Source organism: Sphingomonas hylomeconis (assembly GCF_025370105.1).
Taxonomy (GTDB): Bacteria; Pseudomonadota; Alphaproteobacteria; order Sphingomonadales; family Sphingomonadaceae; genus Sphingomonas; species Sphingomonas hylomeconis.
In genome coordinates, this window is record NZ_JANQBK010000005.1 from 248364 (window position 1) to 274409 (window position 26046).

The following is a 26046-nucleotide window of genomic DNA, read 5'->3' on the forward strand; positions in this document are numbered from 1 at the left end:
GGCAGCGCCCGCCGCGCCCGCCCGTCACGCCGCGCTGATCGCGCGTCGCACCGTCAGCTCCTGATAATCGTCGCCCGGTACCACCTCGAAGCCGGCCTCGCGCTCCAGCGCGAGCGCGGCATGGTTGTCGCTGCTCTCGATCGATTCGACCGATGCGATCCCCTCGGCGGCGGCATAGCGCAACACGTGCTGCAACAGGCTCCAGCTCACGCCCTGCTTCTTGCAATCGGCACGCACCGATATCGCCAGCTCGCTGCGCGCGCGATCCGGATCGCTGGCCAGCATCGCCGAGGCGATCACCGCCCCGTCCGGCGCGAGGGCCAGGAAATGCATGGTGCGCCGGTAATCGATCTGCGTCATCGCGATCAGCCGGTCGCGCCCGACCTCGTTCAGCCCGGTGAGGAACCGGAACCGCAGATCCTCCGGCGAAACGCGCCGGAAGAAGTCGGCCAGCAATGCCTCGTCGTCGGGCCGTACCGGGCGGACGTGCATCGCCACGCCGCTGCGGGTCACCAGATCCGCGACCCACGCCGCAGGATATGGCCGGATCACCAGCCGCGACGCCGCCGGCTCGGCGCTGATCCGCACGCGCGCGTCCAGCGCGATCGCGCCCGTCGCGTCGACCAGCAACGGATTGATATCGAGTTCGAGGATATCGGGCAGATCGACCGCGATCGCCGATACCGCGTTCAGCGCGGCAATGACGGCCGTCAGATCGGCGGCGGGAACGTCGCGATAGCCGTCCAGCAGCCGGGCGATCCGCGTCGCGGCGATCATTTCGCGTGCCAGCGTCTCATCCAGCGGCGGCAGCCCCAGGGCCCGGTCGTGCAGGATCTCGACCGCCTTGCCGCCGGCGCCGATGGCCAGGATCGGCCCGAACGTGGCATCGTCGGCAATGCCGATGAGCAGCTCGTGCTTGTCGCGGCGATCGACCATCGCCGAGATTTCGAACCCGCTGATCGTCGCCGCGGGATGGTCGCGTCCGATCCGCACCGCCATGCGCGCCGCCGCGGTTGCCGCTTCTTGGGGCGAAGCGATGTCCAGTGCGACGCCGCCGACGTCCGATTTGTGGGTCAGCTGCGGCGAGACGAGCTTCACCGCATAAGGCGGCGCCAGTCCGTCGCAGGCGCGCGCCACGCGATCGGCGTTTGGCGCAAAGCGCGCCGGCACGGTGCGGATGCCATAGGCCTGCAGCAGCGCCTTGGCCTCGACCGCGCTCAGCACGGTGCGCCCGTCGCTGCGCGCACCGGCGATGATGGCGCGGGCGCCGTCGCGATCGGCCGGCGCGATGGTCGTCCCCTCGGGCACGCGCAGCAGCGCCTGCCGCGCCGCCGTGGCGCGCCGCAGATGGCGGAACGCGCCCAGTGCGTCGTCGAGCGAGTCGAACAGCGGTATGCCGGCCGCGGTGAACAGGTCGCGCACGCTGGCAGCATTCTGGCCGCCCATCCAGCACGCGATCACCGGCTTGCCGTTCGGGCGCTGCGGCGGCAGCCCGGCGAGCACCGCGGTGGCGATCTCCACGCCGGTCGCCACCGCGGTCGGGCAATGCACCACCAGCAAGGCATCCGTCCCCGGATCGTCGAGCGCGGCGCGCGTCGCCACCGCGAACCGGTCGGGGCGCGCATCCCCCACCACGTCGATCGGGTTAGCGCGTGACCAGCCCTGGGGAAGATCCCGGTCCAGCGCGGTGATCGTGGCCTCGGACAGGCGGGCGAGCGATCCGCCCGCGGCCGGCAGGGCATCCGTCGCCAGCACCCCGGCCCCGCCGCCGTTCGTCACGATCGCCAGGCGGTCGCCGCAGGTCGGGCGATACCGGCACAGAATCTGCGCGGCATCGAACAGCCCCTCCAGCGTCTCGACCAGGATGATCCCGGCGCGCTCGAACGCTGCAGCATAGACGTCGTAGGCGCCCGCCAGCGCGCCGGTATGCGACATTGCCGCCTTGCCGGCGGCGGCCGATCGGCCCGCCTTGATCGCGATCACCGGCTTGATGCGCGATGCGGCGCGCGCCGCCGACAGGAATTTCGCCGGATCGGTCACGCCCTCAACATAGAGCAGGATCGCCTCCGTCTTGGGATCGGCGGCATAGACGTCGATCAGGTCACCCAGATCGACATCGACCATGTCGCCGACCGAGACCACGCCCGAAAAACCGACATTCTTGTCCGCCGCCCAGTCGAGCATCGCGGTGACCAGCGCGCCGCTTTGCGACAGGAAGGCGAGCGTGCCGGGCGTCGCGCGGCGCGGCGCGAACGACGCGTTGAGCCGCGCATGCGGCATCAGCATGCCGAGGCAATTCGGCCCGACGATGCGCAGCAGGTGCGGCTTGGCCGCATCGAGCATCGCCTGCCGCGCCGCCTCGTCCTGCAGCGCGGCGGATATGACCACCGCCGCCTTCACGCCGCGCGCGCCGAGTTCGGCGATGATGCCGGGCACCGTCGCCGCCGGGGTCACCACCACCGCCAGGTCGACCGTCTCGGGCAGGCCGGCGATATCGCTGCACCACGCCACCCCGTCGCAGTCCACCCGCTTCGGATTGACCGCGACGATCGGCCCGGCAAACCCGCCCGCAACGATATTGTCGAGCACTAGCGTCCCCAGCGCGCCGGCGCGGCGCGATCCGCCGATCACGGCGATGGCGCGCGGGTGCAGCAGGGTTCCGAGGTTGCGGATCGTCATGGCCTGTCTCCGGGCGCGGCGCGGTTCGCGCCGGCAGCGCCATGTCGCGCCGATGGGGCGCGCGTTCCATCCGTATACAACCGTATGTCGGCGCGCGCCGCCCCGCCGCATCCTTGTTGCCGCACCGTACGGAGGCCGACATGGCAGACAAATTGACGATATTCTCGCACCAGATGGCCGCGCTGGCGCATCGCCAGCCGCGCGTCGCGCTGGGCGGCTCGGTGCTCGGCTGCATCGTCGCGCTTGAGCTGATCGCGGTGCTGCTGTGACGCGTGCAGCGCGTCCCAGCGCAGCCCCGCGCGATATCTCGCACGTCATCGTGCTGGGCAATCCGGATGCCGCGAGCTTCAGTCATGCCGTCGCCAACGCCTATCGCGATGCGGTGATCGAATGCGGCCAGCAGGCGGTCGTCCGCGATCTCTATGCCATGCACTTCGATCCGTTGCTCAAGGCCGACGAGCGCCCCGGGCGCCGCGGCACCGCACCCGCAGCGGACGTCGTCGCCGAGATCGATCTGGTGCGCGACGCCTCGGTCATCACGCTCGTCTATCCCTTGTGGTACGGGCTGCCCCCGGCGATCATCAAGGGCTATATCGATCGCGTGCTCGGCGCCGGCTTCTCGGCGCGCGACATCGTTGCCGGCAGCTCCCACGGACTGTTGCACGGCAAGCGCTTCATGAGCTTCAGCAGCTCGGCCTCGACCCGCCCATGGCTCGAGGAACATGGCCAATGGGTGTCGATCCGCCAGGCGCTCGACACCTATCTCGCCACGATCTTCGCGCTGGAAGAAGGCGGGCATGTCCATTTCGATGCGATCGTCGAGGGCGTGTCCGAACAATATGTCGCGGAATGCCTTGCCGACGTGCGCGAACGTGCCCGGCGGACCTGCTCGCACTTGCTCAGCAACCGTCATCACCAGCGCCAGCGCGCGCTGCTGCACACCGAGCGGCTGTGACCGGCCGCGCCGGGCTGCGCCTCGCCTGTTTGCTGATGCCGCTACTGCTGTTGCTGTCCGCCCCGCTCGCAGCGCAGCAAGCAACGCCTCCGCCGGCCCCGCTCGACCGGGTCACCGTCCAGTCCGCGGTCGAGCGTCTCAAGCCCGGCGAGTATCTCTGGGCGCCGCAGGTAGCACCGGCCGGGCCGATCCTGCTGATCGTCAACGTCACCACGCAGCGCGGCATCCTCTATCGCAACGGGCTGCCGATCGGGATCACCACCGTGTCCACCGGACGCGACGGTCATCGCACGCCAACCGGTGTTTTCACCGTGCTGCAAAGGCAGGTTGAGCATTATTCCAGCCTCTACGAAAACGCCCCCATGCCCTACATGCAACGGCTGACCTGGGACGGGGTGGCGTTGCATGGTGGCGTGCTGCCCGGCTACCCGGCCTCGCATGGCTGCATCAGGCTGCCGAAGAAATTCGCGCGCCTGCTGTACGCCGAGACCCGCCTCGGCATGACCGTGATGGTCGTCGCACAGGATGCCCTGCCTGCGCTCGCGCCGACGACCGCGCCGCTGCCGACAGCGGCGGGCGATACCGAAGCAACAGGGAGTTATGTTTGGTATCCGGAGCGCGCGCCGACCGGGCCGGTGTCGATCGTCGTGAGCGTGGCGGATCGGATGCTCGTCGTGCTGCGCAACGGCCGCGAGATCGGCACCGCGGACGTACGGATAGCTGCAGACATCGCGCAGCCGCTGTTGTTCCTGTTCGACTCCACCGGCCCGTCCGGCGACCATTGGAGCCGGGTCGCGCTGCCGATCGGGAGCACGGCGCCCATGCCAGCGCTGAGCGCAGCCGATATCACGCCGCCGGCAGCATTCCAGCCGATCCTGCGCGCCATTCTCGCGCCCGGCGCGACCGTGCTGATCATCCCGGATTCGATCGGGCGCCGCCCGCCCGTTCCCGCCGCGCCGCGCGAGGACGAATGAGCGGTCAAGCCGATGGCTTAACTTAGGTTGTCGTACCAGCGGCAGAATCCGTTACGGTTGCGCAAGATGGCCTCGCGAACGCCTTTTGCCGGGGAGCCAAGCGCTCGGCCTGCATGGTGGATGACGTTGCTGAACAGGCTGCGCCGCAGCACCGTTGCGCCCGCCCTTGGTCGCGCGCCCGATCCTGTCTCGACCGACGAACTGAATCTGCTGATCGACGGCGCGATCGGCTATGCCATCTACATGCTCGATACCGATGGGCGGGTCACGTTCTGGAACAAGGGCGCGGAGCGGCTCAAGGGCTGGGGCGAGAGCGAGGCGATCGGCGCGCATACCAGCCTCTTCTACCCGCCGGCCGATTTGCACTCCGGCAAGCCGACCGCCGATCTCGAGATCGCCGAGCGGGTCGGCCGGTTCGAGGAAGATGCTTGGCGGCAGCGCAAGGATGGTTCGGAATTCCTCGCCCATGTATCGATCACGGCGCTGCGCGACGAGGCCGGCCGGTTGCGCGGCTTCGGCAAGGTGATCCGCGACATCACCAGCCAGCGCGCCGCCGAACATGCACTGAAGGCCAATGCCGCGCATCTCGCCTCGATCCTCGCCACCGTGCCCGATGCGATGATCGTCATCGACGAGCGCGGCCGCACCTTGTCGTTCAGCCGCGCCGCGGAAACCCTGTTCGGCTTTTCCGAACACGAAATGCTCGGGCAGAACATCGCCTGCCTGATGCCATCGCCCGATCGCGAGGCGCATGACCGCTATCTGCTCCATTATCTGCGCACCGGCGAACGCAAGGTCATCGGCAAGGGGCGTACGGTCACCGGGCGCAAACGGGATGGCACGACGTTTCCGATGGAATTGTCGGTCGGCGAGGCGAATGCCGACGGGCAACGCGTGTTCACGGGGTTCATCCGCGACCTCACCGGGCAACAGGCCGCCGAAGAGCGGATCGAGGCGCTGCGCTCCGATCTGATCCACGTCGCACGCGTCAGTGCGATGGGCACGATGGCCTCGACGCTGGCGCACGAGCTTAACCAGCCGATCACCGCGATCGCCAATTATACCCAAGGGGTGCGCGATCTGCTCGACGATCCACAGCCCGCCGATCTGCCCGCGATCCGCGAGGCGCTTGACGAGGCGACGACGGAAGCGATCCGGGCCGGCAATATCGTCCGCCGGTTGCGCGAATTCGTCGCCCGCGGCGACCTGGAGCGCGCGGTGACCGATCTGCACGAACTGGTCGCTCAGGCCGGCAAGCTCGGCCTGATCGGGGCGCGCGAACGCGGCGTCGAGGTTGCAATCGACCTCGATCCCGCGGCCCGCACGGTGTATGTCGACAAGATCCAGATACAGCAGGTGCTGATCAACCTGATGCGCAACGCGATCGAGGCGATGGCGACATCCGAATGTCGCCGGCTGTTGATCACCAGCCAGCGACAGGGAGCGGATTTGGTCCGTGTCAGCGTATGCGATTCCGGCCCCGGCATTACGCCCGCTATTGCCGACACGCTGTTCCGCGCCTTCAACAGTTCGAAAAGCGACGGCATGGGGCTCGGCCTGTCGATCTGCCGCACGATCGTCGAGGCCAATGGCGGGCATATCTGGACCGAGCCGAGCTCGTTGGGCGGCGCGGCATTTCATTTTACCCTGTTGCAGGCAGAAGCAGAGATGGCGCATGACTGAACAACGGTTGATCCATATCATCGACGATGAAGACGCGATCCGACGGTCGGCCAGTTTCATGCTCAAGACATCCGGCTTTCTGGTCGAAACCTGGCCGTCGGGCGTCGCCTTCCTCAGGGAGGCGCGGCACGCGCAGCACGGGTGCGTGTTGCTCGACGTGCGCATGCCCGAGATGGACGGGTTGCAGGTGCAGCAAACGATGAACGAGCGTGGCATTGCGATGCCCGTGATCATCCTGACCGGGCACGGCGACATTTCGATCGCGGTCCGCGCGATGAAGGCGGGCGCGGTGGATTTCATCGAAAAACCGTTCGAGAAAGCGGTGTTGCTCACCGCGATCGCGGCAGCGTTCGAGCGGCTCGATCGCGCTGAGTCCGAAGCGATGCGTGCCGCCGGCGCCGCGATCGCCATTGCCGGGCTGACGCTGCGCGAGCGCGAGGTACTCGATGGGTTGGCGCAGGGGTTGCCCAACAAGACGATCGCCTATGATTTCGGCATTTCACCGCGTACCGTCGAGGTTCACCGCGCCAATATCATGACCAAGCTGCAGGCGCGCAGCCTGTCCGATGCGTTGCGCGTCGCGTTCGCCGCCGGGCTTGGCAAGGCAGACGCCTAGGCACGGCTCAGGCCATCTGCGGATCGAGCACCGCCGAAACCGGTCGTCGCAGCGAAAACGGGCGCGCTGCACCACGGCCGAACCGCATGACGATATCGGGCCGCCGCCCGGCCATCCCCAGCAACGATGCCAGTGCGGGCCGCAATGGGACGACCTCGACGGGTTGGTTCACGAACGCGCATTTCAGCCCCAGCGCGGTCGCCTGCAGCGCAAAACGCTGGCACGCCCGCCCCACCTCGATCCAGTGATCGCGATCCGCGCCTGCCCCTGCAAAGATCGCCAGCCCAGCGGAGGTTGCGAGTTGGTTGTCGAGCCGCTTGTTCTCATCTTGTGCGGTCATCAGCCGGTCGAATGCGATCGGCCCGGCCCAGGACGGCAGCGACGGGTTGCCGCTTGCCCCGCTGAACAATCCGTCGCCATGGCGGATCGCCTCCCGCGGATTGTACCGCAGCCACCGCTTGAGTTCGCCGCGGAAGGCGGGGTCGTTCAATTGCGCCGTATTGCCCGCGATGACCAGATCGCGCACCCGGTTGATCGCGCGGCGTTCGGTGAGCAGCGTGATTTCGACCCCCGGCAGGGCGGCCGCGGCCATCAGCAGCCGTAGTTCGGCAGTCGTGCAGGGTTGGCCGTCAAACGCGCCGCGCGTCGATTGACGGTGCGGGATCGCCGCAAACAACACATCTTGCGTCGGCCTCATGGGGTGAAAGCTGAAGCCGATTGCGTATTCGGTGCCCGATCGCGGCGCAATCTCGCTACGCCGGCCAGCGGCGGCGGCGGCGAGCCGCAAATTCTCTGTCGCACAGCCCAGGCTGACGAACAGATGATGGTCGTCCGGATCGACCACCGACGTGCGGCGCGTGAAGTCAGGCAGCAGGTCGATACGTTCCGTGCCGATGCGAAACCGCCACGGCTGGCTATTGTGGCCGTTGGCGGCCAGCGTCGCGAAACGGACCAGCGCGTGGAGCGAGGGATCGATCATCAGCGCCGCACGTGCCGCCGCCGCTGCGGCATCATAGTCGGCCATCGCTCCCATGCCGTTCAGCGCAAGCCCGGTGCCGCCGGCGCCGAGCGCAACCGCCGCGCCGCCGCCGATCAGGATCTGCCGTCTATCGATCAGCATCGCAGGGTCTTTCCGGATCGGGCGTGCCGCCGCACGGCAGCAGGCGGTGGGATGTGACGCACCGTCAGCGCGGAACCAGATTGTCCAATTTGTCGAAGATCGACCGCTTGCGCTTCTTTGCCGCCGGCCGGTCCCGGTCGCCAGCTGCCGCGCCTTCCACGTCCATCTCCGGCATCGCCATCCCCAGCATGCCGCGATAGGTCGATTTGGTGCGCAGCTTGGCGGTCCAGTCCGGCTGCCAGCCGGCCGGTGCGCGCGGCGGGCGCGGCGGATAGCTCCAATTGGCCTCGCTGCCATAAGCGGTGATGCTGAGCATCGCCTGGGGTGCCGCCGCGATCACTTCGGCTGGCACCGTGCAGCGATCCGCGCTGCGCGGCAGCAACACGCGTTGCTGCACCAGCCGTGCGGCATCGGCGCCGGCGATGAAATCGGCCGACAGGTCCGCGGTCTGCACCTCGCTGGAATTCCACATCACCATGTCGCCGCTGGCGGAGCCGCCGATCGTGCTGACGAACCAGCCCTGTGCGGTGCCGATCGGCTGCCAGGTAATTGGCGACGCCCCCGATGCCGCCCCCGATGTCGCCCCCGATGCCGCCGTCGCGCTGGCACCCAAGCGGACCGGGCCGAGGAAATCCTGTGCCGGCCCGATCGTGAAGCGGAGCTCCGGTGAATAATTGCCGCGCACGACATGTTCGCCGACCAGCGAGCCGGTCGGCGGCACGTCGCGAGCAAGCCGCGCGTTGGGCCATTCACCATATGAGGCAAAGCGCGCCGGCGACGGCGCGGTCGCCTGATGCAGCGATACGCCGCGGAACAGCGGTGCCGCCTTGCCGGCAGTCAGCGTGGCGAAATCGATGATCGCCGGCTGGCCGCTGCGGGCATGCTCGCCGCATCCCCAAAAGATGAGGATGCGTCCGCGCGGTCGTTCATAGTGACCGGGCGATCCCGGTTCGGGCCGCTCGGATGCCTGGTCGCGGCGGGGCGAGACGAGCGGCAGGCTCGGCCCGACCGCCAGCGCTCCGGGCGGCAGATGTTCGGCAGCGGGCTCGCTCGATGGGCGCTGCTGCGATCCCAGTTGCAGGCGCAGCGTATGCGCGAAGCGTGCGCCTCCGCCCCCCCGGCCAAGCATTGCCGACATCATGTCGCGCGTCGATCGCCCGCTTATCATGCCACCGATCCCCGATGTCGTTTCGGCGGTCATCCAATAGTCGGCCGGCGTCCTGCCCGCGCGCTGCCCGTTGGCGGCGAACACCAGCGCCGCGGCCGCGCTGACGCCACCCAGCACCATCACCTGTCGGGACCGGCCGTGCATATCGTGTCTCCCCGTAAGATCCGCCGCGATGTTGCCGGTTGGCGGGCCGGTGTCGCTATTGTGGTTTACCCGTAATCCGGCGCGGCGCAGCGCTCCGTGAATCTACGAATGGAGCCGCGGGCGCCGCCGCCATACGGATATCGCCTCTTTGACGCCGCCCCGCGGGGCCTGATTGGAGACCAGACGATGAACGACGTAGTGGACACGCCTGCAAAACCCCAACCCATCCCCCGCGATGCGCTGAGCCCCTTCGGCGCCCCGATCGGCTGGTTGCGCACGGAGATCGACCGGCTGTTTGACGATTTCGGCCGTCCGGCGCGCAGCGCGTTCGATTTCGGGATGCGCTCGTTGCTGCCGATGCCGGCGCTCGACATGGTCGAGGGCGAGCATGACTATCGGCTCACCGCCGAACTGCCCGGCCTTTCCGAACAGGACGTCGAGGTCACCGTCGAGGATGGCATCCTGTTTGTGTCGGGCGAGAAGAAGGAAGAGGCAGATCGCCGCGACGGGGGATTCATGTTGAGCGAACGACGTTACGGCGCTTTCGCACGCCAAATGAAATTACCGCCCGATGTCGACCCCGGCGCGATCACCGCCAAGGTCAAGGACGGGGTGCTGACCGTGACACTGGCCAAGGACAAGGGCGCGGTGAAGCAAAGCCGCAAGATCGCGGTCGAAAAGGCCTGAGCCCCTCGCCGCCCGCGGCGCTCCCGCGGGCGGCGCGCGCGGTCAGCGATCGATTACAAGACCAATTTGATTCCGACCAGCGCCAGCGTCACGGCGAGGAGCGGCGTCAGCGCTCGATCCGACAGACGCCGCGAGGCCAGGCTGCCGATGACGATACCGGGAATCGAGCCAGCCAATAGCGACAGGAGCAGCGAGACGTCGACCGAACCGAGCGCCCAGTGGCCGATGCCGGCGATCAGCGTCAGCGGCACGGCATGGGCGATGTCGGAGCCGACCAACCTGCTGGCGGGCTGCGTTGGATATAGCAGCAGCAGCGCGGTCATGCCCAGCGCGCCCGCGCCGACCGAGGTCAGCGACACCATGATGCCGAGCATGACGCCGAGCGCCGTCGTCAGCCAGCCGATCCGCTGCGGCGCGATCTCCGCGAACTGCGCTGCATAGCGGCCGACGATGCGGTGGCGAAACACCATTGCGACGGCGGTGGCCAGCAGCGCCACGCCCAACAGGGGCGTCAGCCAGTCGGTCGTCCCTCCCTGCGACCCCAGATAGCGCAGCCATGCCAAGGTGAGCACTGCCGCGGGAACGCTGCCTGCGGCCAAGCGTCGCACGATACGCCAGTCGACCGTGCCGCCGGCCCCATGCACCGCGGTGCCCACTGCCTTGGTCATCGAGGCGTAGAGGAGATCGGTGCCGACGGCCGTCGCGGGGTGGAAGCCGAATGCGAGCACCAGCAAGGGCGTCATCAGCGATCCGCCACCGACGCCGGTCAGGCCGACCAGAAGGCCCACGCCGAGGCCTGCCGACGAATAGAGCGGATTGAAGTCAATCAACAGACGATCCTTATCGCCCCGGCGCCGGCGCAGGAGACAGTGTTCCGCTGGGTAAGCGATCCTGCGCCGCTGTCCAGCGGGGCATGGGCTGCTGTGCCAAGGTGGATCGACGCGGCGGGCACCTCAGCTTCCAGGTCCACTAGCCATAAGCAGCGGCGTAACGGCCGTCACGCCAGTCCGCGATTTTCGCGCGTAAAGCGAACGTCATCGGTAATGTCTGATCGGGCGGCTGGACAATTCGCAAACCGCCTATCGGCCGCCCGTGCGCTACGACCGGCCGGTATTGTTGCGGATGGAGGCCAGCTTGCGGGCATAGAGCGCCGCACCATAGCCCGGCGCATGGCGCGGCTCGATCAGCTCGAAAATGCCGGTACCCTCGATCTGCGCGGCAAAGGCGTCGCGCACCAACGGTTCCTTCGACAACACGCCACCCGACCAGGACAGCGGCACGCGCACCCCATCAGGAAACCGGAGGACGGCACGCAGCCCGATTGCCAGCGCGGCGAGTTCGCGCGCCGCTGACCTCAGAATGTCATGCGCTGCGTCATCGCCCTCGGCGGCCGCGCGCGACACCAGACCGGCAAGCGCGGCAATCTGCCCCCTGCCCATTGCCGTCGGCCCCATGATCCGCTGGCACAGGTCGAGATCCTCGCGCAACGCGAGCGCATCGATGATGATGCCATGCAGCAGGCTTTTCGGCGCGCGGCCATCGCTCATCCGCGAAAACAAGGCGAGGCCTTGGATCGCGATCCAATAGGCTGACCCCTCGTCGCCAAATATCTCGCCCCAGCCGCCAATCCGTGCACCGCGGCCCTGATATTCACCATAGCCGATCGAGCCGGTGCCGGCGACGATGTTGATCCCGTCTTCGGCTCCGAGCGATCCGGCCCAACCGCACACCATGTCGTTGCCCGAGACATAGCGATCATGACCGAGCAGCCGCCCGCACGCCGCATTCAGCTGCGGGTCGATCGCGCTGTCCTCGCCATAAGCGGGCAAGCCAAAAAAGACGTAGCCGAACCCAGCCGGCGTGATGCCAAGCTCAGCGCAGATCGCGGCGATCCCCTGCTCGAGCCGGATCACGGCCTCGTCGAGCCCGACTTCGAGATGATATGTCGTGCCCGTCACCGCCCGTGCGACGACGCTGCCGACGGCGTCGATGCAGACGAACTCGGTTTTGGTGCCGCCGCCGTCGACACCCAGGAAGTAAGGACGGACGATCATGCCGCGGGGTAGATGCGCACGCCCTGCACGACGCGATTGACGGTGCCGCTGGCATTGGGGCGATCGGGGGTGAGGCCCAAGGCGAGCGATACGTGCAGCCCGAACAATTGCGCCGGCACGATGAACGGAAACAGCAGGTCGGCATCTGCCGCTCCTTCCATCCCGGGGATCGTGATATCCGCGCCGTCGTCACGCTGGGCGGAAATCACCACCAGCGCGCCGCAATGCCCGTCACTGCGCAGCTCGGCCACGATATCGAGATCGTAGCGGCGCGTCAGCGGATCGTTCGATACGAACACCACCGCCAACGTCTGCGCATTGATGATCGTCTTGGGGCCGTGGCGGAAGCCCATCGCGGTATCGAACGCCGTGACGACTGCGCCGTCGCTCAGCTCCATCAGCTTCAGCGCCGCCTCGCGCGCAAGCCCCTTGAAGATGCCGCTGCCAAGATAGACGACGCGGGTCAGCCCTCGGGTGGCAAGATCGGCGACCAGCGGTTCGCACTGCGCCAGCACGCCTTCCACGCCAGCGGCGATCGCCGGCACGCGTGCGTCCAGCGCATCGATGCCGCCAAGGATCGACAGGCACGCGAGCATCATCGCGCTGAAGCTCGAGGTCATCGCGAAACTGCGATCATGCGTCGCCTCGGGCAGCACGACGACATGCGTATTGCCGCTGCGACGGGTGGCTAGCTCCCCCTCGGCATTGCAGGTGATCACCAGGTGATGCGCCTCCGTAACCTGCGCATCGAGCAGATCGACCGCAGCGACGCTTTCCGGGCTGCTCCCCGATCGGCCGAACGAGACGAGCAAGGTCGGTGCGTCGGCGCGGAGATAGAGCGACGGTGCGCTGACGATGTCGGTAGTGGCAATCGCCTCGACCGGGCGGTGCAGGATCTTGGACAGCCACGGCGCCAGGCATTCGCCGATGAACGCCGACGTACCAGCCCCGGTCAGCACGATGCGCAGTTCGGGCCGGGCCAGCAACGGTGCGACGAACGCCTCGATCTCGGTCTGATGCGTACGTAGCAATGCTTGCGTCGCACGCAGCGTTTCGGGCTGCTGCTCGATTTCGCGGCGGGTCCAGGACGTGTCGTCCGTGTTGGCGGCGAACAGGGTCTCAGGCATCGGGGAAGCAGGCTCCATGATAGGCGTCCAGCGTGGCGGCGATATGCGCCATGACGAGATCGGCAGGATCGCGTGTCGCTTGGCCGGCGCGCAGCGCGGCGTAGCCGAGCGGCAGATATTGGCTGACCAGCGCCAGCGGCGGCGGCACCTGGCGCAAATTGGCGAAGAGCTTTTCCTGTGCGGCAGCGATCGCGGCATCCGGCCAATAATAACGGATGCGATCGGACAGGCTGTATTGCAGCTGGAAATCGAGCGCGGCGCCGGTGGCATGGTAATATTTGCGCCAATTCGCCGGCTCGGCGTGCATTTGCGCGAGCGTCACCGTACGCAAGTCGGCACGATCCGCTACGGGCACGGTTTCCGCCTCGATCGCATCCAGCGCCCACAGGGCCTCGCGCAGCGCGAAGGTAACGCCAGGCCCGACCTTCAGGATCGCATAATGATCGCGCACCAAAGCGGCGAGCGCTTGCGGCGTCTGATAATCGGTCGAATGCGCCTCGAATACGAGATGCTCGACTGGCTCGATCGCACGGCTCAGCGCGGTCGCGCGATCCGGCCGGTAGTCGACCACCTTGTCGTGATCGAACTCGACCCCGGGCTGTACGACGGTGGCGATCACCCGGTCCCACGCGCTGTCGAGGCCGGCGGCGCGGAACAGGTCGCGGTGCATGTCGATCGTCGCGATCGCCGCCTCGGGCGTGGTCACCGCCAGTTCCTCGAGATCCTCGGCAGCGCCGCCCGGCACCGGCACTTCGGTGCCGATGACATAGACGGGCGCGTCAAGCGGCTCGCCCGCGAAGGCATCCTCCGCCACACGGCACAGGCGCGCCGCGCGCTCCGCGATCGTCTGTTCGGGCAGCGGCACGGGATCGTCGGCGCAACTCATCGAGCAATCGAGATGGATTTTGCGGAACCCCGCGCGGACATAATCCGCGATCATCACCTCAGCCTTGGCGAGCGCCTCCGCTGCCGGCGCAGCGGTCCAGGCATTGGGCCCGAGATGATCGCCCCCGAGCACCAGCCGGTCTAGCGGAAAGCCAACCCGCTGGGCGATTGCTTGCACGAAGTCGCGGTAATCGGCCGGTACCATGCCGGTATAACCGCCATCCTGATTGACCTGATTAGAGGTCGCCTCGATCAGCACGATCGGCTGCTCGGTCACAAGCGCGTGGCGCAGTGTCGCTTCGATCACCAGCGGGTGGGCCGAGCATACCGAGGTCACGCCGACCCGCTCGCCCGCCTTGTGCCGCAGCACCATGTCTAGAATTGCTTGCACACCGGCTCCTTCAGGAATCGCCTGTATCTCAATAGCCGTACGAAAACAACAAATCGAAATATAACGAAACTAAGCTGTTTCGCCTTCCGAATTTGGGTCTTTGGCATCGGGCTCGATCGCCAGGAGCAACGAGGCGACCAACGCGAGAACGATGCCGACCGTCTTGAGCGGGCCCGGCACCACCCCGAGGATCACGAGCGACAGTAAGGCGGTGGCGAGCGGCGCTCCGGCATTGGCGAGCGGGGCGACGATGATCGCCTTGCCGTAGCGAAACGCAAAGACCAGCGTTAGCGCGCCAATCGCGTTGAGCACCTGGATCAGCGCGGCAAGCCATGGGCCATCGAGGCCCCAGTTGATCGGCCGACCGAAGTCGGTCATCGCCCAGGCGACCGGGATCAGCACGAGCCCCGAGAGCATCATGTAAACGAAGATGCTTTCGCCCGGCATGACATGGTTGGCGGCCTTCATGAAATAGGCCTGCACGCCCCAGCACGCCATCACGACCATTGCCGGGATCAGCCACGTGGCCGAGGCCCCGCCCCCGCTGCCGGGCGCGAAATCGAACGTCGGCAGCGCCAGCAACGCGAGCAGGATGCCCAGCGCACCCAGGCGCCCGGTGCGTTCGCGCATCAGCACGAACGACATGGCGATGGTGATGATCGGCGACAGCGAGATGATCGGAAAGATCAGATAGGCGGGGCCCCGCGCGACCGCATAGAACAGCACCATCTGCCCGCCTGCGCCCAACAGCCCGATCGCCAGGCCATAACCGATCGCGCGTGGCGAGGTATCGAGCCGCCAGCCGGCCTGCGCCAGCACGACGAGCGCCGGCGGGATCATCGTCAGCGCCCAGACGCAATAGACCAACGTCTCCGGAAAACCGTGCTGCGGCGACAGACCGGAAAAGGCGCCCCAAACGCCCCACAACACGACCGTGACGAGCGCGTTGATAAGCCAGGCGCGGCTCGACGGTGCGACGGCAGCGGTCATGCGTTGTTACCTTCGGGCGTGGCGCTGACCAGCAGGAAATGCTCGAACTTGGCCGGGATGCGATTGCGCGCCGCGCTGGCCGTGCCGAGCGGCTTGCCGGTAAAGCTGTCGGTCAGCGTGTAACGCCCCGCTCCCAACCCACGCAGCGTCAGGGCGCCGTCCCACTTGTCGGCATAGAAGGCATAATGCAGCGCGCCGTCGCGCTCGATCGCGTGCGCCTCCGGCTTGTCGAAGCCGATATCGTAGAGCCCGCCGAGATAGCGGCCCCTGGACAGCATGTTGGCGCGGTACAGATCGATCCACTTGCGCCACAACGCCTCCTTCTCCGGGGTCAGCACATAACCACCCGGCGGTAACGGATCGGTCGGGTTGGGCACGTCCTTCGGCCAGGTGAACTTGGTCGAGGGGATGGCGCCGATGCCGTAGGTCGAAGCGAAATCGTTGCGCCCGTCGCTGAGTTCGACATGGTCGCCGGAATAAGGCGCGGAAGGGCCCATCAGGGCCTTGAACGTCTTGCCTTTCAGTCGCACCTGCCATGACGACGTGGGGTCTGATGCGGGCGTGTTGTTGGTCGCCGGCAGGTTATGGAAGGCGAAGCTGTCGCCGCATGGACAAATCTCCATGATTGCCTGCGGATTGATCGCCATCGCCTCGTCGTAGAGTGCCTTCCAGAAATCCTGCAATTTCTCGAACGACTCCTCGGGCCGGGCATGGTTGTGCGCGGGATTGTAGCAAGGCGCGACACCGTTCAGATGCTGGCCGTCGAGCTTCAGCCCTTCATAACCCCAGTCGCCGATGATCCGGCGCACCTGCGCGCGGAAGAAATCGACTACCGGTGGATAGGCCGGACACATCGTGAAGGAATTCCACCAGCTGACATTCTGCGCCGCGCCGTCGCGATCCAGGATCAGCATTTCGGGATGATCACGCAGCATATCGGTGCCGGGGTCGACCGCCAGCGGCGCGAGCCACAACCGCGGGCGCATGCCATCCGCTTTGATCCGCTTCACGAACGCCTTCATGTCGGCATCGCCGCGCGGGAATTTCTTACGGTCGAGCTTCCAGTCGCCTTCCGACGTCTGCCAGCCATCGTCCATCACTGCCCATTCGAAGCCGAGTTCCCGGGCCTTGGGCAAGGTTCCGTACACCTGCTCGGGAGTGAAATTGCGCTCATAGCCCCAGGCGCACCAGATCGGGCCGTAGCTCGATTCGGGGATTGCCGGGGCGGCAATGCCGCGTTCCGCCATCAGCCGGCGATAGGCATCGAGCGGGCGGAAATGGTCGCCGTCATGCGCCATCACGAACGCTGTCGGCAGGGTCAGCGTCGCGCCGGGCGCAAGCAGGGTCGGCTCGTCGCCGGACAAGCCAAGCCGTGTCCCGCCCGGCTGCGCGGCCACCGGCAGCGACACCAGCCGCGGCACCGTCTCGACATGGCCGACCGCCAGCCCGGCATCGCGGCGCCACACCACCGCGACCGGTGTGCCGCCGCCATAATCCGAGCCGTTCATACCCATGAAATTGCGCTGCTCGAAGCCGGGCGCGACCTTCTGGATCCAGTCGCGGCGATCGGGATAGGAAGCGCCGGCAAAGCTGTAGGCGCCGGCAGCATCGCTGTGCAGATCGTGCGTCGCAACGCGCCAGCCGGCGATGGCCAGCGGCACGGTGCCGGTGTTGCGATAGCGCGTCTCGTACAGTGCCAGCCCGGGATAGCGATCCAGAAAGGTGATATCGAGGTGCTGCTCGACGGCGCCGCCCGCGGTGGCACGCAGCCGGTGGCGACGCCCGGGGCCATGTCGGCCGGACACCTTCGCCTCATCATGATCGAGCAACAGGAAGCGATCGAGCGGACGATTGTCGGCAAGCAACAGCGCCTCGCCGGACGCCAGTGGAGTGATCGCCTTACCGGCGTAGGACAGGCACGATCGCATCGCGGTGTCGAATTCTATCGTTAGCGTGCCGTCGCCGACCTTCACGCCGGCCGGCGCCGCAGCCCAAGCACGGGCGGTCAGCGTGGGCCCGGACACCAGCGCGGCGCTGGCCATCATCCGGCCGATCAGGGCACGACGATCGACGAGGTTCGACAGCATAGGATGGGCTCCCCTGGGACCGGCCGTTCGAGCGTATGCGCGACCGTGGAGAAAGATGTTGCACGATCGCCGGGGGCGGCGCAAACCCTATTCGCAATTTAATATATCGTTTTGTTTCGTTTCGTTTGGATTGTTGGGAGATCGAGGATGCGATCGTTGAAGGCGATACTTCTATTGGCGGGCTCGGCCTTGCTCGTCGGCGCTACCGTACCAACGCCGGGCTATACCGAGGCGGACTTTGCGCGGGTGCGCAAGTTCGACGCACACGTCCATGCCAATATCATCGATCCGCGCTTTCTTGCCGTGGCGAAGCGTGACGGTGTCGAACTGCTATCGATCAACGTCGATTATCCTGATTTCCCGCCGCTCGCTCTTCAGGCGACGATCGCCCGGCAGATGCGCACGCAAGACGCTGCGCACTTCCATTTTGCCACCACTTTATCGATGCAAGGCTTCGGAACGCCGGGCTGGACCGCGCGCACCAATGCCGCGCTGGACGCCGCGTTCGCGCGTGGTGCGGTGGCGGTAAAAGTGTGGAAGAATATCGGGATGGTCGCGACCGATGCCGCCGGCAAGCGGGTGTTCCTCGATGATCCGCGCTTCGACGGGGTGATGGCGCATCTCGAAAAGCGCGGCATTCCGTTGATCGCGCACCAGGCCGAGCCGAAGAATTGCTGGCTGCCACTTGATCAGATGACGACGGAGAATGACCGGTCCTATTTCAAGGCGCATCCCGAATATTACATGTACCTTCACCCCGAGGAACCAAGCTACGAGGCGCTGATGGCGGCGCGGGACCGCTTCGTGGCGCGGCATCCCCGGCTAGCGTTCGATGGCGCCCATATGGCGAGCCTGGAATGGAGCGTCGACGAGCTGGCACGCTTCTTCGATGCTTATCCCAACACCGTGGTCGATCTGGCTGCGCGGATGTCCAATCTGCAGGTTCAATCCAACGCCGATATCGCGAAAGTACGTGCTTTCTTCGTCAGATATCAGGATCGCATCCTCTACGGCACCGATCTTACCGACAGCCCGCCCGACCCCGCGGCACGCGCGCAGAACCCGCCGACCACCGGCGATTTTGCAAAGGAAGCGGATCAGGTGTGGCGCGCGGACTGGCGCTATCTGGCGACGCCGCTTGGCCAGCGTGTCGAGGCGATCAAGGCTGACGCTAAGGGCCTGGATCTGCCGCGTGAGGTGATCGACAAAATCTATTGGAAGAATGCGCGACGGTTCTTCAAGCTCAAAGGGTAAGCGCACGGCGGCATTGTCACGACCGACCCCGCTCCGGCCGATGGAAGCGCTGCTTCAGGCGACGTGCAGGCGGAAGCCCAGTCGGTCGGCAGCGGCCTGCATCGCATCGTCGGCGCCATCGGTCACCAGATCGTCGATTTCGCCCACGTTGATGATCCGGTGCAGGCAGACCCGCCCGAATTTGGATCGGTCGGTGACCGCGATCACCTGCCCCGCGGCCTTGACCATCTTGCGATTGAGCGCGGCCTCCGGCTCGTAGTGCGTGGTGATGCCGCGCTCGATATCGAACCCATCGACTCCCAGAAACAGTTTGTCGACGTGCAACTCGTCCAGCGCGCTCTCGGTCTGCGCGCCGTAGAAGGCACGGTTGCGGCGGCGCAACGTGCCGCCCAGCATCACCACGTTGATCCGCTCCTTGCCTGCGAGCGCACAGAGAATGTCGAGATCGTTGGTCAGCACGGTGACGTCGTCGATGTCTGCCAGGTGCAGCGCAATCTGCAGCGCGGTCGTGCCCGAATCGAGCACCACCGAATCGCCTGGCATGACCATTGCCGCCGCCAGCGCGCCGATCCGCGACTTTTCGTCGACGTTGATCGCACGCTTGGCTTCGACCGGCGGTTCGGCCACCACATTGACCGCGTCGGTCGAAATCGCGCCGCCATAGGAACGCTCGGCTACGCCGCGTTTGGCAAGATAATGCAGATCCTTGCGGATCGTCTGCATCGACACGCCGAAGCGGGCGGCGAGCGGCACAACCTGCACGCTCCCCCGTTCGCGTACCAACGCGCTGATCTGTTGTCGCCGGCCGCTAGTGTCCCGAGTGACGGACATGGGGTATCCTCCTTTGGGCTGACGCATATCAGCCAACATTCGCGCGCACAACAAAGCGGTAAGTTTCGTTTCTTTTCTATTTGACAGTTTCGCTACGTTCGCGATACCCAAACGCAATAAATCGCATGGATCGGTTCGAAGACGGTCACGTGCATGCTCAAGGGGAATTGGCGATGACGCAGCGACTGACGTGGCGGACGATGGTGCTCACAGGCGTGAGTGCGGCCGCATTGTTGACCGCCCCCGCCGCGCTCGGCCAGACCGTTCCAGCCAACCCGACCACTGCGGAGCTCGACCCCGCCACTGTGCTGACTGACCCGGGCCAGCAAACCGACGCTACCGACGGCGCCGACGCCGGCGACGATATCGTCGTGCGCGGCGTTCGCGGCAGCCTGTTGCGGTCGATCCAGGCCAAGCGCAATGCCGAGACGATCATCGATGCAATTTCGGCCGAGGAACTCGGCAAGTTCCCCAACCGCAATGTCGCCGAAGCGCTGGCGAACATTCCCGGCGTGACCGTCGGGCGTGACGGACGCGGCGAAGGCCGTTCGGTTACCGTGCGCGGCCTTGGCGAGAATTTCGCGATCACCACGCTCAACGGCCGCATCTTGCCGACCGATGGCGCCGATCGTTCGTTCGCCTTCGACGTCCTCCCCTCGGAAATCATCTCTGGCGCAGAAGTGTCCAAGGCGGTGCGATCGTCCGAACTGGAGGGCAGCATCGGCGGCAATATCAACTTGCGTACGGCGCGTCCGCTCGATCGGACTGGCACGCACGCGTCGGGCTCGGTCGAGGGTCAGTATAACGACCTGGTCGACAAGGGCGGCTACAAGGTCACCGGCGTGATCAGCACGACCTTCGCCAACGACACGATGGGCGTGATGGTCGGCGCCAGCTACAACAAGTACAAGTTCCGCACCGACAATCTCGGCGAATATTCGATCACCGACGGCACCGAGGCGGCGTACGGTGTCGACTTTAACCGCGACGGCAAAGTCGATCCCAACAAAGACGGCCCGGCCTATATCTGGCCGGATTATTACAGCGTCGGCACCGTGCAGGGCGAGCGCGAGCGGATCGGCGCAGCGGGCGCGTTCCAGTGGAAGCCGTCCAGCACGTTCGAAGTGACGATCGACGGCATCTACAGCCAGTTCAACGTCACGCAGCACAATTACCGCTCGTCCAACTATCTCAACCCACTGGGTGACGACGGCTCGCTGCGCTGGGATCCCGCATCGATCACGGTCGACGCCAACAACGTCGTCACCGGCTTCAAGGTCAACGATCTCGTCGCCGAGGTGTTGACCACCGACGAGCCGCGTAACAGCGAGACCTACCAGTTCGGCGGTCATATCGACTGGCAGCCGGCGGATCGGCTGAAGGTCGCCATCGACGGCTATTACGGCAAGGCACGCGACAATAGCGGCGGGCAGAACCGCTTCGTCGTCGCCGGCATCACCGGCGCCTCCGCTACCTTCGCGACGCGAGACGGCAGCATTCCGGATCTCGACATCTCGATCCCCGGTGGCCGCCCCCTGTCCGCGGCAACCAACGACGATTTCCGCGCCCACTATATCGGCATCCAGGGCCAGGACATCCAGGATCGCACGCAGGGCGCGAAACTCGACCTGACCTATGAGGTCGACAATGACACGTTCAAGTCGATCACCTTCGGCGGCGCGTGGACCGATCGTCGCAAGACCGTCGACACGATCGACAATCAGTACACCACGTCGTGCAACTATTGCGGCTACCCCTTCACCTTCGGCCAATTGGGGGCGTCGGTGGTGCAGGCGAGCACCGGCGGCATCCTGGACAAGCTACCGGGCAATTTCCCGCGCAACTTCCCGTCCTTCAACATCGATACCTATCTTGCGGCGCTGTCGCGGGCCGACAACAACCCGGCGATCCTCGATCCCAACAGTTGCCTCGACGCCACCGGCACGCCGATCCCCGGCTGTGCCCTGTCGCCCTACCCCGCCGGCTATTCCACGCAGATCGTGCAGCCCGATCTGCCTGCTTCCTATCGTATCAACGAGCGGACCTGGGCCGGCTACGTCCAGTTCAACCTTGCCGGGCCGCGCTGGCGTGGTGAGATCGGCGCCCGACTGGTCGCCACCAAGGTCTCGTCGACCGGTTATGGCGCGACGATCGCCAGCATCATCCCGCGCGTCGGCACGCAGGATAACGACGTGAACTTCAATCCGGTCGAAGCGATCAACGGCGGCGGCGATTATCTGCGCCTGCTCCCGGCGGCCAACTTTTCCTACGACTTGGCCGACGGCTTCCGGGTGCGCCTCGCCGCATCGCAGGCGATCTCGCGACCGAGCTTTGGCGAACTCTCGCCGGCCAAGGACGCGACCTCGGCTCAGTCGGGGACGTTTATTATCTACGATGCCGGCAACCCCAATCTCAAGCCGACCAGCGCCGATCAGTTCGACGTATCGTTCGAATATTACCCGACCAACCGCCTCGCGCTGACGGCAGCCGCCTTCTACAAGCACATCACCAATTTCGTCTCGACAGTGCCGGTTGACGTCACGATTACGCCGAGCGCGCAGCCCGCCAATCAGCAACAGGCGTTCGACTTCGTCGAATATCAGGTGATCAACGGCGACAGCGCCAAGGTCTATGGCCTCGAGGTCGGTGGGCAATATTTCCTCGACAACGGTTTGGGCGTGCAGGCCAACCTGACCTACAACCATTCGCGCGCCACCTCGGGCGACGTGACCACCGGCCTGCCCGGCGCGATCCCGTTTTCGGCCAACACGAAGCTGTTCTACGAAAAGAACGGCATCGGTGCGCAGGTCTCGTACAGCTATCAGTCGCGCTACACATATGCCCAGTCCGGCAATCTCGGCTATCTGCCGGTCAAGGAAGACGGCTATCACGAAATGTCCGCCAGCCTGTCCTATGACCTGACCGACAATATCTCGATCTACGGCCAGGGCTCGAACCTGCTCGGCTCGGCGATCAAGCGCTTCAACACCTATGGCAACGTGCCGAACTTCTACGAATATTCCGGCCGCTCGTTCTTCTTCGGCATCCGCGGCCGCCTGTAGCCATACGCGCGGCAGGGGGCGGCGTAGTCGAACAGGCCGGCACATCCGCCCCCATGCCGGCCGCGGCAGCGATTTGCTCGTGAGGTCCGCGTATCGCCACGATGGGCGATTGACGGTTCGGTTGCTATCCCATTTGCTGCCTGACACGCCCATATCGGGTGACCGAAAATTGGTGTAGGCGGCGGGACGATGCTCAATCCGCTTATGACAGTAACCGAAACGACGCTTATCGAGCTCGGCTGGAGGGCACATTTCAGCGACCAGCTCGGCCCCGCGGACATGCCCGGCGCCGAACCCGTACGCGTCATGGCGGTGCACCGGGGCAAGATCGAAGTGTCCGGTGCCGGCGCGCACCACCTGATCGAACCCTATATTCCCGGGGCTGAGCCGACCGACGCGCATCCGACGATCGGCGACTGGCTGCTGATCGATCGCGAGACGCTGCAGCCGATCCGCGTCCTCGACCGGATGAACCTGTTCAAGCGGCGCGCACCGGGCGATCCGCACAAGGAGCAAATGATCGCCGCGAACGTCGACAGCGTGTTCATCGTCGCTTCGTGCAACCAGGATTTCAACGTCGCGCGGCTCGAACGCTATGTCGTGCTCGCGCGCGAGGTCGGGGTCCATGCGGTCGTGGTGCTGACCAAGACCGATCTGACCGACACGCCAGAAGCCTTCGTCGCCGCGACGCGCGCGATCGAGCCGGGCCTGCACGTCGAAGCCGTCGATGGCCGCGATCCCGCGCAGGTCGCCCGCCTCGCCGCCTGGTGCGGCCCAGGCAGGACCGTTGCCTTTCTCGGCTCGTCGGGCGTGGGCAAATCGACGTTGGTCAATACGTTGCGCGCCTCGGACAGCATCGCCACGCAGGCGGTCCGCGCGAAAGACGATACGGGGCGGCATACCACCACCGTGCGGCGCATGCATCGCCTGGAACAGCGCGGCTGGCTGCTGGACCTGCCCGGCATGCGCGAACTGCAACTGCCCGACGCAGCCAGCGGCATCGCCGAAATCTTCGACGATTTCACGCTGGCCGCGGAAGATTGCCGCTTCTCCGACTGTTCGCACGGCGTGGAGCCGGGCTGCGCGGTCCAGGCCGGCCTGGCGACCGGCGCGTTGACGCCGGAGCGGTTCGACCGCTGGCGCAAGCTCGCTGCCGAGGACAGCGTCGCGCGGCTGCCTGGCAGGCGTCGATCACGCTAGGATCGAGCGCACCGGCGGAGACCGGTCGACGACCATGCCCACCGCCTCCGGGTGCAGGCACTACAGCGCGGCACGAGGCTGGAGTGCGGCGAATGCTACAGGCACCGCCGTGTCGTAGGACAGTCGCGGCAGCCGCTCAGCGGCTGGCGCGGCTGGCGCGGCGTACCGCGCTCAGGTAGAGCCGCTGCTCGTTCCTCAATAGAGATCTGTCCATGGCCCTGGTGAAGACGTCGAAGATCGCTGCCCGACCCTCACGCGACATGCCAGCAGCGACGGACGTCGCCGCGCCGGCACCCGCCCCTGCGCCGCGCGCCAAACGGCGCGATGCGCGCCGCCCCGCCAGCGCCGCCGAACGGATCGATGCCGCAACGCAGGAACTTGCCAGCGGCCTCGCCGAATCCGCTGCCGCGGCGGCCGAGCTGCAACGCTCGATGGACCAGATTTCCAGCGGCGCCGAGGAGGCCGCCGGTGCCGCGCAGGAGTCGCTCGAACTGATCGGTGCGCTGGCCAGCGGGTTCGGCGATGCGCGCGACCGCGCCGAACTGTCGCGACGCCAGGCCGAATTGGTCCAGGCCGCGTTCGTCGAGATCAACGTCCAGATTGATGGCGCGGTGGCAGCGATCGAGCTCGGCGCGGCACGCCAGACCGGCTCGGTGACGATTATCGCCGCGCTCGAACAGGCGGCGCGCGATATTGGCGAGATCGGCCAGACCGTCGCCGATATCTCGGACCAGACGAGCCTGCTTGCACTCAACGCGACGATCGAGGCCGCGCGCGCCGGCGACGACGGGCGCGGGTTCGCGGTCGTCGCCGACGAAGTCCGCGCACTGGCCGAATCGTCGGAAACCAGCGCGGGCGAGATCCAGTCGCTGGCGCTGAACGTGTCGGACGAAGTTCGTACCGTCGCCGATCGCGTGCGTAGCGCTGCGGCGCTGGCCGTCGATCAGGCCGGTTCGGGCCGTACCGTGGTCACTGCGCTGGATGCGGCGCGCGGCGATCTCGCTTTGGTGGTGGAGGGCGCGCAAGCCATCCTGCTGACCTCGATCGAGGCCGACCGCGCGGCGCGCGAGGCGCAGCGCGGCGCGGAACAGGTTGCCAGCGCGGCCGAGGAACAATCCGCCGCCGCGGCCGAAGCGCAGCAGGCCGTGCAGCAGCAGAGCGAATCGCTCGATCAGAGCCAGCAGACTGCCGAAGCGCTGTCGCAACAGACCGATCGGCTGCACGACGAGGGGCAGAGCGCCGCCGCCGCGGAGGAGCTTGCCGCCGCCGCCGAGCAACTCTCCGCCACGGTGCAGGAACTGTCCGGCGCATCCAGCCAGATCCTCGTCGCGGTCGAGCAGATCGGCCGCGGTGCGCAGATCCAGGCCGCGGCCACGCAACAGGCAAGCAGCGCGATGACGCAGATCGAGCGCTCCGCGCTGGCGGCGCAGGAACGCTCGACCGCCGCGCTGGCGCGGATCGCCGCAATTACCGATTCGGTGCGGCGCGGCAGCGACACGATCGGCGCGCTCGCCACCGGCGTGGAAATGTCGCTTGCCGAAACGCGCGACCTGCTGACGTTGGTTGGCGGCCTGGCCGAAACGGCCCGGCGGATCGAGAAGATCACCGATGCGCTCGCGCTGGTTGCCGTGCAGACCAACATGCTGGCGGTGAGCGGTGCGGTCGAGGCGACGCGCGCCGGCGACGCGGGGCGCGGTTTCGCCACCGTCGCCGGCGATATCCGCAATCTTGCGCGCGACGCGGGCAGCAATGCCGAGCGCGCCAAGGATGTGGTGCGGGCGATTCAGGATGGCATCGCCATCGTCCGGCGCGATCTGGATCAGACGGTCGGCGCGTCGGAGAACGAGGAGGTGCGCAATCGCGCGGTGGTCGAGCGGTTCGGGCAGATCGTCGGCGATCTCGAAGCGGCGCGCGACGCGAGCGAAGCGACGCTGCACGGTGCCGAAGCGATGTTCCGTGCGGTGCGCGAGGTGCAGGGCGGCACGCTGCAGATCGCCACCACCGCCGAGCAAGCCGCCGCGGCCGCGCGCGAGGCGGGCAGCGCGGCGCGGCAGCAGGCGCAGGCCGCCGAGGCGCTCGCCGTGGCGATCGAGGACATCGCCTCGCTGGCGGGTGCATTGCTCGACAAGTCGGCCTGAT

20 protein-coding genes are annotated in these 26046 nt (G+C 66.6%); 10 read left to right on the top strand and 10 right to left on the bottom strand.

The annotated features are described in order from the left end of the window. Positions 1 to 24 precede the first annotated feature (24 nt). Positions 25 to 2679, bottom strand: a complete 2655-nt coding sequence (locus NV401_RS10070; RefSeq protein ID WP_261294283.1) for a bifunctional acetate--CoA ligase family protein/GNAT family N-acetyltransferase — start codon at positions 2677 to 2679, stop codon at positions 25 to 27. A gap of 140 nt (positions 2680 to 2819) precedes the next feature. Between NV401_RS10070 and NV401_RS10075 the strand changes: the two genes are divergently transcribed. From NV401_RS10075 to NV401_RS10095, 5 genes are all read left to right on the top strand, one after another. Continuing rightward, positions 2820 to 2948 (top strand): hypothetical protein, encoded by a 129-nt coding sequence (locus NV401_RS10075; RefSeq protein WP_261294284.1) that lies wholly within the window; start codon positions 2820 to 2822, stop codon positions 2946 to 2948. Beyond that, a complete protein-coding gene (locus NV401_RS10080) occupies positions 2945 to 3634 on the top strand; it encodes an NAD(P)H-dependent oxidoreductase (RefSeq protein ID WP_261294285.1) in 690 nt (229 codons plus the stop codon). Before NV401_RS10075 ends, NV401_RS10080 begins: the two co-directional genes overlap by 4 nt. Continuing rightward, positions 3631 to 4608 carry a L,D-transpeptidase family protein gene (locus NV401_RS10085; protein WP_261294286.1) on the top strand — a complete coding sequence of 326 codons (978 nt, stop codon included), beginning with the start codon at positions 3631 to 3633 and terminating at the stop codon, positions 4606 to 4608. Before NV401_RS10080 ends, NV401_RS10085 begins: the two co-directional genes overlap by 4 nt. A gap of 120 nt (positions 4609 to 4728) precedes the next feature. Next, complete coding sequence (locus NV401_RS10090; protein WP_261294287.1) at positions 4729 to 6291, top strand: PAS domain-containing sensor histidine kinase; 1563 nt, start codon at positions 4729 to 4731, stop codon at positions 6289 to 6291. Next, complete coding sequence (locus NV401_RS10095) at positions 6284 to 6907, top strand: response regulator transcription factor (protein WP_261294288.1); 624 nt, start codon at positions 6284 to 6286, stop codon at positions 6905 to 6907. Before NV401_RS10090 ends, NV401_RS10095 begins: the two co-directional genes overlap by 8 nt. 7 nt (positions 6908 to 6914) lie before the next feature. On the opposite strand, the gene NV401_RS10100 is transcribed toward NV401_RS10095, so the two are convergent. Then, on the bottom strand, positions 6915 to 7886 hold the full coding sequence (locus tag NV401_RS10100; protein ID WP_261294289.1) for an Acg family FMN-binding oxidoreductase: 972 nt from the start codon (positions 7884 to 7886) through the stop codon (positions 6915 to 6917). 205 nt (positions 7887 to 8091) lie between these two features. Then, the gene (locus NV401_RS10105) at positions 8092 to 9339 is read right to left on the bottom strand and encodes a hypothetical protein (RefSeq protein WP_261294290.1); all 1248 of its coding nucleotides are present in this window, start codon (positions 9337 to 9339) and stop codon (positions 8092 to 8094) included. A 108-nt stretch (positions 9340 to 9447) separates the two neighbouring features. On the opposite strand from NV401_RS10105, the gene NV401_RS10110 reads away from it, so the two are divergent. After that, the gene (locus NV401_RS10110) at positions 9448 to 10026 is read left to right on the top strand and encodes an Hsp20/alpha crystallin family protein (protein ID WP_261294291.1); all 579 of its coding nucleotides are present in this window, start codon (positions 9448 to 9450) and stop codon (positions 10024 to 10026) included. Positions 10027 to 10079: 53 nt separating this feature from the next. Here NV401_RS10110 and NV401_RS10115 read toward each other — a convergent pair whose 3' ends face one another. The 6 genes from NV401_RS10115 to NV401_RS10140 form a co-directional block, all read right to left on the bottom strand. Next, entirely contained in the window at positions 10080 to 10853 is a 774-nt protein-coding gene (locus NV401_RS10115; RefSeq protein WP_261294334.1) for a sulfite exporter TauE/SafE family protein, read from the bottom strand. A gap of 270 nt (positions 10854 to 11123) precedes the next feature. Beyond that, a complete protein-coding gene (locus NV401_RS10120; RefSeq protein WP_261294292.1) occupies positions 11124 to 12080 on the bottom strand; it encodes an N-acetylglucosamine kinase in 957 nt (318 codons plus the stop codon). Further along, the gene (locus NV401_RS10125) at positions 12077 to 13207 is read right to left on the bottom strand and encodes an SIS domain-containing protein (RefSeq protein ID WP_261294293.1); all 1131 of its coding nucleotides are present in this window, start codon (positions 13205 to 13207) and stop codon (positions 12077 to 12079) included. Before NV401_RS10125 ends, NV401_RS10120 begins: the two co-directional genes overlap by 4 nt. Further along, complete coding sequence (locus NV401_RS10130; protein WP_261294294.1) at positions 13200 to 14483, bottom strand: D-tagatose-bisphosphate aldolase, class II, non-catalytic subunit; 1284 nt, start codon at positions 14481 to 14483, stop codon at positions 13200 to 13202. Before NV401_RS10130 ends, NV401_RS10125 begins: the two co-directional genes overlap by 8 nt. Positions 14484 to 14552: 69 nt before the next feature. Continuing rightward, positions 14553 to 15473, bottom strand: a complete 921-nt coding sequence (locus NV401_RS10135; RefSeq protein WP_261294295.1) for a DMT family transporter — start codon at positions 15471 to 15473, stop codon at positions 14553 to 14555. Continuing rightward, on the bottom strand, positions 15470 to 17560 hold the full coding sequence (locus tag NV401_RS10140; RefSeq protein WP_261294296.1) for a glycoside hydrolase family 36 protein: 2091 nt from the start codon (positions 17558 to 17560) through the stop codon (positions 15470 to 15472). The genes NV401_RS10135 and NV401_RS10140 overlap by 4 nt, the downstream gene beginning before the upstream one ends. A 147-nt stretch (positions 17561 to 17707) precedes the next feature. On the opposite strand from NV401_RS10140, the gene NV401_RS10145 reads away from it, so the two are divergent. Next, positions 17708 to 18814 (top strand): amidohydrolase family protein, encoded by a 1107-nt coding sequence (locus NV401_RS10145; protein WP_261294297.1) that lies wholly within the window; start codon positions 17708 to 17710, stop codon positions 18812 to 18814. Positions 18815 to 18868: 54 nt separating this feature from the next. Here the strand turns inward: NV401_RS10145 and agaR are convergent, their stop codons facing one another. After that, on the bottom strand, positions 18869 to 19645 hold the full coding sequence (agaR, locus tag NV401_RS10150; protein ID WP_261294298.1) for a transcriptional repressor AgaR: 777 nt from the start codon (positions 19643 to 19645) through the stop codon (positions 18869 to 18871). A gap of 173 nt (positions 19646 to 19818) precedes the next feature. On the opposite strand from agaR, the gene NV401_RS10155 reads away from it, so the two are divergent. The 3 genes from NV401_RS10155 (at position 19819) to NV401_RS10165 (ending at position 26045) form a co-directional block, all read left to right on the top strand. Continuing rightward, a complete protein-coding gene (locus tag NV401_RS10155; protein WP_261294299.1) occupies positions 19819 to 22707 on the top strand; it encodes a TonB-dependent receptor in 2889 nt (962 codons plus the stop codon). Positions 22708 to 22911: 204 nt separating this feature from the next. After that, the gene (rsgA, locus tag NV401_RS10160) at positions 22912 to 23907 is read left to right on the top strand and encodes a ribosome small subunit-dependent GTPase A (RefSeq protein WP_261294300.1); all 996 of its coding nucleotides are present in this window, start codon (positions 22912 to 22914) and stop codon (positions 23905 to 23907) included. Positions 23908 to 24167: 260 nt separating this feature from the next. Beyond that, positions 24168 to 26045, top strand: coding sequence for a methyl-accepting chemotaxis protein (locus tag NV401_RS10165; RefSeq protein ID WP_261294301.1), 1878 nt, complete (start codon positions 24168 to 24170; stop codon positions 26043 to 26045). Position 26046: the final 1 nt, after the last annotated feature.